Source organism: Cellulosimicrobium protaetiae, assembly GCF_009708005.2.
Lineage (GTDB): Bacteria > Actinomycetota > Actinomycetes > Actinomycetales > Cellulomonadaceae > Cellulosimicrobium > Cellulosimicrobium protaetiae.
On sequence record NZ_CP052757.1, the window covers coordinates 2477846 to 2491061 of the forward strand.

A 13216-nucleotide genomic window follows, 5' to 3' on the forward strand; every position below is an offset into this window, starting at 1 on the left:
GCGTCAGTCGTCGAGGCCGAGCGCGAACGCCTGCTCCAGGTCGACGTTCGAGTACGCGCGGAACGCGATGAACGTCTCCGTGCGCACGACGCCGGGCACCTTGCTGATGCGGTCGGCGATGACGTCGGCGAGCTGGTCGTGCTCCCGGACGCGGACCATCGCGACCAGGTCTGCCTTGCCCGTGACCGAGTAGACCTCGCTGACGCCCTTGAGGTCCGCGACCTCGGACGCGACCTCGGGGATGCGTGCGGGGTCGGTGTCGATCAGGACGATGGCGGTCAGCATGGTTCCTCCGGGGTCGGGTCGTCGACTGGCGACCACTCTACGGTCACGCCGGGCGCCGCGTGCGACAGGTCGGGGCGGTCGCCCGGGTCGGCGTGGCGTGCGACGTCGCGGGCCGTGGCGGCGAGGTCCACGTGGGACCCCGCCGAGCGGACCGGGCACGCCCACGGGCCGGTGACGTCGACGATCCGCACCCCGGGCTCCTGGAGCCACGACAGCAGGATCTCGGCCTCGTGGGGGTGGCTCGCCGGGGCGGGCGGTACGGGCGGGGAGACGGTCTCCGCCGTCGCGACGAGGGCGTCGACGAGCGGCCACGGGTCCGCGCCGGGGTCGCTCACCCCGGTCGCGGCCAGGCGCGCGTGGCGCACCACGACGATCTCCCATCCGCCCGCCTCCGTCGGGCGGGCGGCGACGAGCTCGGCGCACGCGGCGAGCGGGGCGAGCCGCTGGGCGCGCGCCGCGCCCGTGAGGAACGCTCGCAGGCGGTGCGTGAGCTCGCCCGCCTGCTCGAACCGCTCGTCGCGGGCGAGCGCGACGATCCGGCGTCCGAGCTCCGCGACGACGTGCGACGGGTCGCCCACGAACGCCTCTCGCACGCCGGTGGCGACGGCCGCGTACCCGGTGTCGAGCTCGACGGTGGTGCACGGCGCCGAGCACCGCCCCATCTCGGCGAGCACGCACGCCGTCGCGCCGTGGGAGGCGACGACGGGGAGGCGTCGCGTGCACTGGCGCAGCGGGAACGCGTCGTGGAGGGCGTCGACGGCGGCCTGGGCCTGCTGCTTCGACGCGAAGGGCCCGATGTGCGCCGCCGGGGCACGGACGTCCCGCACGACGGACAGGCGCGGGTAGGTCTCGTCCGTGAGCCGGACCCAGGTCATGCGCTCGGGGTGGCGCGAACGCCGGTTGTAGCGCGGCGCGTGCTCCGCGATGAGGCGCAGCTCGCGCACCTGGGCCTCGAGCGGCGTCGCGCACACGACCGGGGTGACGGCGTGGGCGATCCGCACCATCTCCGTGATCCGGCTGCGCTTCTCCGAGCGGGTGAAGTAGGACCGCACGCGCCGCCGGATGGACGTCGAGGTGCCGACGTAGAGGACCTCGTCCCCGGGCCCACGGAAGAGGTACACGCCCGGTGCGTCCGGGAGGTCGTCCGCGAGGTGCCGCTTGCGCCGCACGTCCTGCGGGACCGGGTCCGTGGCCCCGGCGAGGTCCTCGAGGTGGGTGACGCCGAGCGGGCCGAGCCGCGCCAGGAGCGCGTGGAGCACGTCGACCGTCGCACGCGCGTCGGCGAGCGCGCGGTGCTCGGGCGTCACGGTGGCGCGGAACAGGGCGGCGAGGGTGGAGAGCTTGTGGTTCGGCGCCTCGTCGCGGGTGACGACGCGGCGCGCGAGCGGCACCGTGTCGAGCACCTGGTTCCCCGGCCACTCGTACTCCGCGGCCCGGCACGCGGCCTTGAGGAACGAGATGTCGAACGGCGCGTTGTGCGCGACGAGCACGGCGTCGCGGGCGAACTCGAGGAAGCTCGGCAGGACGGCCTCGATGCGCGGCGCGGTCGCGACCATCGACGACGTGATCCCCGTGAGCCGGGCCACGAAGGCGGGGACCGGGACTCCGGGGTCGACGAGCGTCTGGAACTCCCCGAGCACCTCGCCGCCGCGGACCTTCACGGCACCGATCTCCGTGATGCCGGCACCCGCGGGCGAACCGCCCGTCGTCTCCAGGTCGACGACGACGAACGTCACGTCGCGCAGCGGCGTCCCGAGGTCGTCGAGCGTGGGCTGGACGGGGACGCCCCGTGGTGCGGACCCTCCGCGGGTGGAGGCGAGGAGCGGTCCGGACGGCATGGCGGCGAGGCTAGCCACGGCCACCGACACGGACCGGGCGTCCGCGGGAAGACGCGCGCGGTACGGCATAGGGTGGTGCACGGGGAATCGGGACGATCAGGGACGAAAAGTCCGGACGCCGGGGCGGCGGATCGCGGAGGAGGGGGCGGACGATGGCCGAGGGTTCGGAGGGGGGCGGAGCTGCCGCCGACGTCCCGTCGTCGGTGCGCGCACTGCTCGTCGAGGCGGCGGCGGACGCGCTCGGCGCGCTCGACCCCGCCCTCGTCCCCGTCGCGCTCCGGCGTGTCCGTGCGTTCGCGCCCCGTCGGCGCGCGTCGGCCGGCGCGGTGCCGCTGTGGCGAGCGCTGGTCGACGACGCCGGGTTCCGGCACGCCGTCGCCGCCGCCTGGTCGCGCGAGCGCGGGACCGTGGCGGAGGCACCGCAGGAACGCGCGGTCCCCGACGGCGACGTCACGAGCGACGACGTCGAGGTCTTCGGGGACGGGGCCCTCCCTGCTCCCGGTGAGGAGGAGGACACGACGCCCGCTCGCGTCCACGAGCGCGCCGCAGGTGCGTTCCTGCTCCGTCCGGACGGCTGGGAGGCGACGGTCGGTCGCGCCCGCGCGCTCGACATGACCCTGCAGGCCGAGAGCACGGACCGCAGCGAGGCGGCTCGCCTGCGTCGCGAGCGCGACCGCCTGGCGGCGCAGGTCGAGGAGCTGCGGGCGCAGGCGCGGGACGCCGTCGCGCGCGCGGACGCGGCGGCGGCCGAGCTCGCGGGCGCGCGCAAGAACGAGCGGCGGCTGCGGGCGGACGCCGACCGCGCGCGTGCCGAGGCGCGCGCCGTCCACGAGACGGCGTCCGCCGAGCGTGCCGCGGCCGAGGCGGCCCTCCGCGACGTGCGCGAGGAGCGACGAGCGGCCGGGGTCGAGCTCGCCCGCGCGCGGGCCGAGCGGGAGGAGGCCCGTCGGACCAGGACGGCCGCCGCCGACCTCGCGACGGCACGGGCCCGCCTCCTGCTCGACACGGTGGTCGACGCCGCGGTCGGCCTGCGGCGCGAGCTCGCGCTCGGCCCGTCGACGACGACGCCGGCCGACGAGCTCGCGGCCTCACTGCCGGACGCCCCGGCCCGACCACGGCCGGGTTCCCGGGGACGTGCGGGCGACGACCCGGCCCTGCTCGACGACCTTCTCTCGGTCCCGCGCACCCACCTGGTCGTCGACGGGTACAACGTCACCAAGACCGGGTTCGGCGACCTCACGCTCGCCGAGCAGCGCGACCGGCTCCTCGGCGGTCTGCTGCGGGTTGCGGCGGCCGGGACCGAGGTGACCGTGTGCTTCGACGGTGCCGACGCCGCGGTGCACCCCGTGCACGCACCGCGTGGCGTGCGCGTGCTGTTCTCGTCCGGGGAGATCGCCGACGAGCTCATCCGGCGCCTCGTCGCGGCCGAGCCCGTGGGCAGGCCGGTCGTCGTCGTCACGAGCGACCGCGCCGTGGCCGACGACGTGCAGGCGATGGGCGCGGCGTGCGTCTCCGCGCAGACCCTCCTCGCCCGGCTCGGCCGTCGCTGACGAGCGCGAGGCCCTCCCCGGCGGGTGCCGGGGAGGGCCTCGGGTCAGGCTGCGGGCGTCAGCGGACGGTCGCCGGCCCGTCGACGTAGATCGCGTCGACGTCGCCCGCGAAGTCCTTGAGCACCTCGCCGCGCTTCACCTTGAGCGATGGCGTGAGATAGCCGTTCTCCACCGTGAAGTCCGTGGTGAGCACCGTGAACTTGCGGATGGACTCGGCCCGCGAGACGGCCTTGTTGGCGCGCGTCACCGCCGCGTCGAGCGCCGCGAGGACGTCAGGGTCCTTCGAGGCCTGCTCGACGGTCATCGGCTCCTTGCCGTGCATGCTCGCCCAGCCGGGCAGGCCCTCGGGGTCGAGGGTCACGAGCGCGCCGATGAACGGCTTCTGGTCCCCGACGACGACGCACTGCGACACGAGCGCGTGCGCGCGGATGCGGTCCTCCAGGACGGCCGGGGCGACGTTCTTGCCGCCCGCGGTCACGATGATCTCCTTCTTGCGGCCCGTGATGCGCAGGAACCCGTCGTCGTCGAGCGAGCCGAGGTCGCCCGTGCGGAACCAGCCGTCGACGAACGCGTCCGCGGTGGCCTGCTCGTTGTTGTGGTAGCCACGGAAGATGTGGTCGCCCTTGAGGAGGATCTCCCCGTCCTCGCCGATGCGGGCGGCGCAGCCGGGGAGCTGGGTCCCGACCGTGCCGATCTTCGTGGTCGCGGGCCGGTTGACGCTCGTCGGTGCAGTGGACTCGGTGAGCCCGTAGCCCTCGAGGATGCGCACGCCGATGCCGCGGTAGAAGTGCCCGAGGCGCTCGCCGAGCGGCGCGCCTCCCGAGACCGCGTACTTCGCGCGGCCGCCGAGCGCGTGACGGAGCTTCTTGAACACGAGCGCGTCGGCGACCTTGTGCTGCAGGCGCAGCCCGATGCCGGGGCCCGACGGCTCGTCGAGGGCGCGCGAGTACGCGATCGCGGTGGCCGCGGCCCAGTGGAAGATCTTCAGCTTGCCGCCCGCGGCGGCCTTCTGCTCCGAGGAGTTGTACACCTTCTCGAAGACGCGCGGCACGGAGAGGATGTACGTCGGCTTGAACGTCCCGAGGTCGTCGAGCAGCGTCTTGGTGTCGGGGGTGTGCCCGAGCACCGTGCCGCCGGCGACGACGAGGACGCCGATGAACCGCGCGAAGACGTGGGCCAGCGGCATGAACAGCAGGGTGCGCCCGCCGGGCTCGCCGAACACCTCCGGCACCGCGGCCACGGCGTTGACCGTGAGGGAGTAGAAGTTCTCGTGCGTGAGCTCCGCGCCCTTGGGGCGCCCGGTCGTCCCGGACGTGTAGATGATCGTCGCGACGTCGTCGAGGTTCGCGAGGCCACGGCGGCGCGCGATCTCGGCGTCGTCGACGCCGGCACCGTCCGCCGTGAGGGTCGCGATCGCGCCCGAGTCGATCGTGAGCACGTCGGTGAGCGCCGGGGCCTGGTCGCGCACCTCGCCGACGGTCGCCGCGTGCGCCTCGGTCTCGACGACGAGGAGCCGCACGTCCGCGTCGGAGAGGATCCACTGCACCTGCTCGGCGCTCGACGTCTCGTAGAGGGGGACGGGGACGGCGCCCGCGGCCCAGGTGGCCCAGTCGAGCAGCGTCCACTCGTACCGCGTGCGCGACATGATGCCGACCGCGTCGCCCGGCTGGACCCCGCGCGCGACGAGTCCCTTCGCGACGGCGACGACCTCGGCGTCGAACTCGCGCGCGCTGAGCGCGTGCCACGTGCCGCCGGACTGGCGCTCGACCATGGGCGCGGCCGGGTCGGCCGCGACGCGGCTCGCGAGGAGGTCGTTGAGGTTCTTCGAGGGATCGACTTCGACGATCCGTGGGGCGCTGATCTCGTCCATTCTGGCTCCAGTGGCAGTAGTCGACGGTGGGAGAACCCTACCCAGTGGCGGCGTGTGCCCGGGACCTGCCGTTGTCGGTAGGCTTCAGGTGCTGTCGATGCTTGCGCAACGTTTCGCGCAGGCGCGGAGTTCCGGCGGGTCGACCCGGGCGCTGGGTCACTGGCCCGCCGTCGCCGCGCCCTCCCGCGGCAGCACCCGGAGCCAGGACTTCCAGCGGTACCGAGCGAGTGAGGACGGGACATGCACGCCATCGGTGTGGACATCGGCGGGACGAAGATCGCGGCGGGTGTCGTCGACGAGAAGGGCGAGATCCTCGCCCAGACCCGTCGGGACACCGAGCCCGACGACGTCGCGAGCATCGACCGTGCCATCGCCGACGTGTACGCCGAGCTGACCGCCGAGCACGAGGTCGGCGCGATGGGCCTCGCGGCCGCCGGCTTCGTCAGCCCCGACCGCACGTCCGTGCTCTTCGCGCCGAACATCGCGTGGCGCGAGTACCCCCTCGCGCGCAACGTGCGCGAGCTCGTCGGGGACGACGACGTGTCGATCGTCGTCGAGAACGACGCGAACGCGGCGGGCTGGGCGGAGTTCCAGTTCGGCGTCGGTCGCGACGCGACCGACATGCTCATGCTGACGGTCGGAACCGGTCTGGGTGGCGCGATCGTCGTCGACCGCGAGCTCGTGCGCGGCAGGTGGGGCGTCGCGGCCGAGGTGGGGCACATGCGCGTCGTCCCGGGCGGGCACTACTGCGGCTGCGGCCACGAGGGCTGCTGGGAGCAGTACGCGTCCGGGCGCGCCCTGGTCCGCGACGGGCAGAACGCGCTCATCGCCCAGCCCGACCGCGCGACCCGCCTCCTGGAGATCTGCGGCGGCGACCCGGAGAAGCTCAACGGTCCGCAGATCACGCAGGCCGCGCAGGAGGGCGACGACCTCGCGGTCGAGCTGCTCGCGACCCTCGGGCGCTGGATCGGCGAGGGCGCGGCCTCCGTGACGGCGCTGCTCGACCCGGAGCTCATCGTCATCGGTGGCGGCGTCGGCGCGGCCGGCGACCTGCTGCTCCAGCCCGTGCGCCGCGCGTTCGCGGACCAGCTCTCCGCGCGGGGGCACCGCCCCGAGGCGCGGATCGAGCTCGCCGAGCACGGCAACGAGGCGGGCATCGTCGGCGCCGCCGACCTCGCCCGTCGCTGACGAGGGCGACGCGATCCCGCCGCGGCCGAGGCCCGGGCGTCAGACGACGGCGCCCGGGCCCTCGTCGTCGTCGTCGCGGCGGTGCGGCATGCGCCAGAGCAGGATCGCCAGGCCGACGAGGAACGCCGCGCCACCCACCTGCGCCACGATCACCGGGTACGGGCGCACGACGACCAGCACGACGAGGAGCAGCAGCGGAACCCCGACGACGAGCGCCCACGCCATGGTCAGCAGAGGGTCGCGGCCGAGCACGAGCGGCGGGTCCGGCGGGACGAAGTGGCTCTCGGCCTCCTCCAGGTCCTCCACCTCGGGCGTCGTCGGCCAGTCGCGCGGACCGCTGGCGCGCACCCACGGCGCCACGGGGACGGACCCGAGCACGTCGCGCGGACCGCGCCCCGGGTCGGCCGGGCGTCCCGGGGCGGCGGGTGTCTCGCCGGTGCCGCCCGCGTCCTCCCGGCCGCCGCGTTCTCCCTCCGTCCCGCGGTCCAGGCCCGAGAGGTCGCCGAGCTCCGCGACGATCCCGGCCCACTGCGCGTCGACGTCCAGGGCGGGTTCGCGGGGCGCGTCGTGGGGCCCGTCCTCGGGAGCGGGAACCTCCTGGGGCCCCGGGTCGTCGGGCAGGGAGCGCCCTCCCTCGTCCCGGGGGCCTTCGTCGGGTCCGGGGTCGGGGGCGTCGTCGGGCTGGGGGGAGTCCGGCTGGGCGTTCGGTGCGGCCATGGGAATCACTCTAGAGTCGGATGCACGTCCCGCGCCGGGACCCCGCGAGGAGGAACGTTGTTCTACTGGTTCATGAAGCAGGTGATGGTCGGCCCGATCCTGCGGGTCCTGTACCGTCCCTGGACGCGGGGCGTCGAGCACGTGCCGGACGAGGGCGGCGCGATCCTCGCGAGCAACCACCTCGCCGTGATCGACTCGTTCATCCTGCCGCTCGTCCTCGACCGCAAGGTCCAGTTCCTCGGCAAGTCTGACTACTTCACGGGCACGGGGGTCAAGGGGCGTCTGACGGCCGGTTTCATGCGCGGCGTCGGCACGATCCCCGTCGACCGGGCCGGCGGCAAGGCGAGCGAGGCCGCGCTCGAGACCGGGCTGCGCGTCCTGCGCGAGGGGGACCTCTTCGGCATCTACCCCGAGGGCACGCGCAGCCCGGACGGACGCCTGTACCGGGGCAAGACGGGCGTCGCGCGCCTCGCGCTCGAGTCGGGCGCTCCCGTGGTCCCGGTCGCGATGGTGGGCACGAACATCGCCCAGCCGATCGGCAAGGTCATCCCGAAGCCCATGCGGATCGGGGTCGTCGTCGGCGAGCCGCTCGACTTCTCGCGCTACCGCGGCATGGAGAACGACCGCTTCATCCTGCGCGCCGTCGCCGACGAGATCCAGTACGCGATCATGCGGCTCTCGGGCCAGGAGTACGTCGACATCTACGCCGCGACCGCCAAGGCGCGCCTCGCCGCGGGGCACACCGGGGGCGCGGAGGCGGGCGGGGCCCCCGGCGGCCGCCCGGCCCCCGACGTCCAGGTCCCGGAACCGCCGCCGGAGCCCGGCGCGACGTCAGTAGACTGAGCGACGGCCGGTCGCGCAGTGCTCGTGGTGCCCCCCGCGGGGCACGTGCCCGCCGCCGTCGCCGCCACCCCGCCGGACCGCGTCCGTCCGGCCAGGATCCGTCCTACGAGAGGTTCTGAGTTCACATGTCGGTTCGTCGCGTCGCCCTCCTCACCGCGGGCGGTTTCGCCCCGTGCCTGTCCTCCGCGGTCGGGGGTCTCATCGAGCGGTACACGGAGCTCGACCCGGAGATCGAGATCATCGCCTACCAGTACGGCTACCACGGCCTGCTGACCGGCACGAAGATCGTCGTGGACGACGAGGGCCGCAAGCAGGCCGGCGTCCTGCACCGCTTCGGCGGCTCGCCGATCGGCAACTCGCGCGTCAAGCTCACCAACGCGGCCGACTGCGTCAAGCGCGGCCTCGTCCAGGAGGGCCAGGACCCGCTGCAGGTCGCGGCGGAGCAGCTCAAGGCGGACGGCGTCGACGTCCTGCACACGATCGGCGGCGACGACACCAACACGACGGCGGCCGACCTCGCCGCGTACCTCCACGAGAACGGCTACGAGCTCACGGTCGTGGGCCTGCCGAAGACGATCGACAACGACGTGATCCCGATCCGTCAGTCGCTCGGCGCCTGGACCGCCGCCGAGGAGGCCGCGGGCTTCGCCGCCAACGTCATCGGCGAGCACCGCTCGGGCCCGCGCATGCTCATCGTGCACGAGGTCATGGGGCGCCACTGCGGCTGGCTCACCGCGGCGTCGGCGGCCGAGTACCGCAAGTGGCTCGACGCGCAGGAGTGGGCTCCTGCCCTCGGCCTGACGCGCGAGCGCTGGGACGTCCACGCGGTCTTCCTGCCGGAGCTCGCGCTCGACATCGACGCCGAGGCCGAGCGCCTCAAGGCGATCATGGAGGAGCAGGGCAACGTGAACATCTTCCTGTCCGAGGGCGCCGGCATGCACGAGATCGTCGCGCAGCTCGAGGCGGCGGGCGAGGAGGTCCAGCGCGACCCGTTCGGCCACGTCAAGCTCGACACCGTGAACCCCGGCCAGTGGTTCGCCAAGCAGTTCGCCGACAAGCTGGGCGCCGAGAAGGTCATGGTGCAGAAGTCCGGCTACTTCTCGCGTGCGGCGGCCGCGAACGCCGAGGACCTGCGCCTCATCAAGTCGATGACCGACCTCGCGGTCGAGTGCGCGCTGCGCGGCGAGTCCGGCGTCATCGGCCACGACGAGGAGAACGGCGACCGCCTGCGCGCGATCGAGTTCCCGCGCATCGCCGGCGGCAAGGCGTTCGACGTCACGCAGCAGTGGTTCGGCGAGCTCCTCGAGGGCATCGGCCAGCCGCTCGTCGCCGCGGCACCCGCCGCGCACTGACCCGGGAAGCGGGATGACCACCACGAGCGAGCCGGGGACGGACGCCGGGCTCGACCACTTCCGCACGCTCGTCGCGCTCCAGCAGCCGACGTGGCCGGACGAGGCGGCGCTCGACGCCGTCCGGGACCGGCTGGCGGCCTCCGCGCCGCTCGTGGTGCCCGCCGCGGCCGACACGCTGCGCTCCCGCCTGGCCGCGGCCGGGCGGGGCGAGGCGTTCCTCCTCCAGGGGGGCGACTGCGCCGAGACGTTCGCCGAGGCGAACGCCGACCGGATCCGCAACAAGATCCGCACCATCCTCCAGATGGCGGTCATCCTCACGCACGGCGCGAGCATGCCCGTCGTGAAGATGGGCCGGATGGCCGGGCAGTACGCGAAGCCGCGCAGCTCCGACGCGGAGACGCGTGACGGCGTGACGCTGCCCGCGTACCGCGGCGACATGATCAACGGCCACGCGTTCACGCCCGAGGCGCGCGTGCCCGACCCGGAGCGCCTCGTCCAGGCGTACCAGATCTCGTCGGCGACGTGGAACGTCGTGCGGGCCTTCACGACCGGTGGGTTCGCGGACCTGCGCCAGGTCCACGAGTGGAACCGCGGCTTCATGCGGAACCCGGCCTACGCGCGCTACGAGCGGACGGCGTCGGAGATCGACCGCGCGATCCGCTTCATGGACGCGTGCGGCGCCGACTTCGACGCGCTGCGCACGGTCGAGTTCTTCGTGAGCCACGAGGCGCTCGTGCTGGACTACGAGCGCGCGCTCACGCGCCGCGACACCCGCACGGGCGACGCGTACGACACGTCGGCCCACTTCCTGTGGATCGGCGAGCGCACGCGCCAGCTCGACGGCGCGCACGTGGACTTCCTGTCGCGCGTCGCCAACCCGATCGGCGTCAAGCTGGGCCCGACCACGACGCCCGACGTCGCGCTCGAGCTCGCGCGCCGGCTCAACCCCGACGACGTCGAGGGTCGCCTCACGTTCGTCACGCGCATGGGCGCGGGGAACGTGCGGGACGCGCTGCCGCCGCTCGTCGAGGCGGTGTCCCGGGCCGGCGTGCCCGTCACGTGGGTCACCGACCCGATGCACGGCAACACCATCACGTCCGCGAGCGGCTACAAGACGCGCCGCTTCGACGACGTGCTCGACGAGGTCCGCGGGTTCTTCGAGGTGCACCGCGCGGCGGGCACCGTCCCGGGCGGGCTGCACGTCGAGCTCACCGGCGACGACGTCACCGAGGTGCTGGGCGGCAGCGAGGAGATCGACGACGCGGGCCTCGCCCTGCGCTACGAGACGCTCGTCGACCCGCGACTCAACCACCAGCAGTCGCTCGAGATGGCGTTCCAGGTCGCGGAGATGCTGCGCGGCTGAGAGCGCGGGGAGACGGCTGTCTCCCCGCCGAGCACAGGGCCGTGGCCCCGTCCCGTGGTCGGGGCGGGGCCACAGCCCTCTGTCCGGGACGCGAGGTCAGAAGACGTTGATGACGATCGTCGAGCCCTTGGGTGCGGTGCGGCCGTCGCCGCCCGGCGGGTCCTGGGCGTAGACGATGTTGAGCGGGCTGATGCCCTGCGGGTGCCGGACCTCGACCTCGAACCCGGCGTCGCGCAGAGCCTTCTCGGCCGCCTTGACGTTCGTGCCGTAGGTGTCAGGCACCTCGACGAGCGGCGGGCCGAGCGACACGACGACGTTCACCGTGTCGGTCCGGCGCGCGTCCGTGCCCTGCTCGGGGTCCTGGCGGATCACGAGGCCCGCGGCGACGGACTCGGAGTACTCCTCGGTGACCGCGGCGACGAGGCCCTGGTCCTCCAGGGCCTGGACCGCGGCGTCCTTCGCGGACCCGGTGACCTGCGGCACGACGACGGGCGCCGGCCCGGAGGACACGGTGAGCACGACCGGGACGTCGTGCCGGATCGTGGCGCCCTCCTCGATCACGTTGCCGTCGCCGTCCTCGACCGCCATGACCTGGCCTTCGGGTACCTCGTCGTGCGCCTGCGCGACGGGCTCGCCGACCGTCAGGTCGGCGCCCTCGAGCGCCGCGGTCGCCTCGTCCTGCGTGGCGCCCACGAGCCCGGTCGGCACCGTGAGCATCCGCACGCCCTTCGAGACCACGAGCTGCACGCTGCCGTCCTTGCGCACCGACTCGCCGGACCCGGGCTCGCTCGCCACGACGGCGCCCTCGGGGACCGTGTCGTCGTAGCGCTCCTCGATCGTGTGGTCGAGGCTCGCGTCGTCGAGGATCGCGGCGGCCTCGGTGCGGGACGCCTCGACGAGGCCGCTGGGGACCAGCGTGTACGCGCCCGGTCCGGAGGAGAACCACCAGGCCGCGCCGCCGCCGGCGCTCGCCAGGACGAGCAGCACGACGAGCGACCAGGCGAGGACCCGGCCTCGGCGTCGGCGGCCGACGGCGACGGCAGGAGCGGGAGGCGGCGGGGGGCCGGGTCGCGTCGTCGGGGTGACGACGTGCCCCACGGCGAGCGGCTCGGTGAGGCCGGCGGCCTCACGGTCCTGCAGGCTGAGCACGGCGAGGGGTGCGGTCGCCGCGGTCCGGTGCTCCGCCGCCGGGCCGGGCTCGGCGCCCTCCGACGCGGGGCCGACGGCGTCCGCGGTCACGGGCGGGTCGACGCGCCGTTCGAGGTCGGCCGGGTCGAGCGCGGCGCGGACCGTGCGGACGAGCGCGAGGGCGGCTCCGGCGTCGGCAGGGCGGTCCGCGGGGTCGCGTGCGGCGAGCGCGCACAGCAGGTCGTCGACCTCCGGCGGGATCCACGGCGCGACGTCCGACGGCGGCGGTACGTCGTTGTTGACGTGCTGGAACGCGACCTGGATCGGCGTCGTGCCCGTGTGCGGGACGGTCCCCAGCAGCATCTCGTAGGCGAGGATCCCCACGGCGTAGACGTCGGTCCGCGCGTCGCACGCACCCGTCGCGATGAGCTCGGGGGAGAGGTAGGCCACGGTCCCGAGGATCGTGCCCGTCGTCGTGGCGGTGACCTCGTTGACGGCGCGCGCGAGCCCGAAGTCGGTGACCTTGAGCCGTCCCTCGGTGTCGAGGAGGACGTTCTCGGGCTTGACGTCGCGGTGCACGAGGCCCGCGCGGTGGGCAGCGGCGAGCGCCTCGAGGACGTCCTCGAGCACGTCGAGCGTGCGGCCCAGCGGCAGGGTGCGCTCGGTCAGCATCGTGCGGCGCAGGTTCGATCCCGCGACGTACTCCATCGTGAGGTAGCTCGTGTCGCCGTCGAGCCCCTGGTCGTACACGGCGACGAGGCCGGGGTGCGTGAGGCGGGCCGCCGCGCGCGCCTCACGGCGGAAGCGCGAGACGAAGTCCGCGCCGGAGGCGCCCTCGGCGAGGTGGGCGTGCATGACCTTGAGCGCGACCTCGCGCTCGAGCCGGCGGTCGACGGCCAGGTACACCGTCGCCATGCCGCCTCGCGCGATGCGCGAGACGACCTCGTACCGCCCGTCGACCAGGCGGCCGACGAGGGGATCGGTCGTCACGGTGGCCACGGGGAGAGTCTAGGTGTCCGGTCGTCGCGAACCGGTGACCGTCGTGTGCACGGCGTGGGTGTCGTGCGGAGGCACGCCGTACG

10 protein-coding genes are annotated in these 13216 nt (G+C 74.2%); 5 read left to right on the forward strand and 5 right to left on the reverse strand.

What is annotated here, in order from left to right:
- Positions 1–3: 3 nt before the first annotated feature.
- Both FIC82_RS10480 and FIC82_RS10485 read right to left on the reverse strand, forming a co-directional pair.
- Complete coding sequence (locus FIC82_RS10480; RefSeq protein WP_154798513.1) at positions 4–285, reverse strand: Lrp/AsnC family transcriptional regulator; 282 nt, start codon at positions 283–285, stop codon at positions 4–6.
- Positions 279–2123, reverse strand: coding sequence for a DEDD exonuclease domain-containing protein (locus FIC82_RS10485; protein WP_154798514.1), 1845 nt, complete (start codon positions 2121–2123; stop codon positions 279–281). The genes FIC82_RS10480 and FIC82_RS10485 overlap by 7 nt, the downstream gene beginning before the upstream one ends.
- Positions 2124–2275: 152 nt before the next feature.
- Between FIC82_RS10485 and FIC82_RS10490 the strand changes: the two genes are divergently transcribed.
- Positions 2276–3673, forward strand: a complete 1398-nt coding sequence (locus FIC82_RS10490; protein ID WP_154798515.1) for an NYN domain-containing protein — start codon at positions 2276–2278, stop codon at positions 3671–3673.
- 58 nt (positions 3674–3731) lie between these two features.
- Here the strand turns inward: FIC82_RS10490 and FIC82_RS10495 are convergent, their stop codons facing one another.
- A complete protein-coding gene (locus FIC82_RS10495) occupies positions 3732–5543 on the reverse strand; it encodes an AMP-dependent synthetase/ligase (RefSeq protein WP_154798516.1) in 1812 nt (603 codons plus the stop codon).
- Positions 5544–5783: 240 nt separating this feature from the next.
- On the opposite strand from FIC82_RS10495, the gene FIC82_RS10500 reads away from it, so the two are divergent.
- Positions 5784–6731, forward strand: coding sequence for an ROK family glucokinase (locus tag FIC82_RS10500; protein ID WP_154798517.1), 948 nt, complete (start codon positions 5784–5786; stop codon positions 6729–6731).
- A gap of 39 nt (positions 6732–6770) precedes the next feature.
- Here FIC82_RS10500 and FIC82_RS10505 read toward each other — a convergent pair whose 3' ends face one another.
- Positions 6771–7448 (reverse strand): hypothetical protein, encoded by a 678-nt coding sequence (locus FIC82_RS10505; protein WP_154798518.1) that lies wholly within the window; start codon positions 7446–7448, stop codon positions 6771–6773.
- A gap of 57 nt (positions 7449–7505) precedes the next feature.
- Between FIC82_RS10505 and FIC82_RS10510 the strand changes: the two genes are divergently transcribed.
- The 3 genes from FIC82_RS10510 to FIC82_RS10520 all read left to right on the forward strand — a co-directional run bounded on the left by FIC82_RS10510 (position 7506) and on the right by FIC82_RS10520 (position 11006).
- Positions 7506–8291, forward strand: coding sequence for a lysophospholipid acyltransferase family protein (locus tag FIC82_RS10510; RefSeq protein WP_253691036.1), 786 nt, complete (start codon positions 7506–7508; stop codon positions 8289–8291).
- A 125-nt stretch (positions 8292–8416) separates the two neighbouring features.
- The gene (locus FIC82_RS10515; RefSeq protein WP_154798519.1) at positions 8417–9643 is read left to right on the forward strand and encodes a pyrophosphate--fructose-6-phosphate 1-phosphotransferase; all 1227 of its coding nucleotides are present in this window, start codon (positions 8417–8419) and stop codon (positions 9641–9643) included.
- A gap of 13 nt (positions 9644–9656) precedes the next feature.
- Positions 9657–11006: a class II 3-deoxy-7-phosphoheptulonate synthase gene (locus FIC82_RS10520; RefSeq protein ID WP_154798520.1), complete on the forward strand. Its 1350-nt coding sequence runs from the start codon at positions 9657–9659 to the stop codon at positions 11004–11006.
- A 96-nt stretch (positions 11007–11102) separates the two neighbouring features.
- On the opposite strand, the gene pknB is transcribed toward FIC82_RS10520, so the two are convergent.
- Positions 11103–13133 (reverse strand): Stk1 family PASTA domain-containing Ser/Thr kinase, encoded by a 2031-nt coding sequence (gene pknB, locus FIC82_RS10525; RefSeq protein WP_168731727.1) that lies wholly within the window; start codon positions 13131–13133, stop codon positions 11103–11105.
- Positions 13134–13216: the final 83 nt, after the last annotated feature.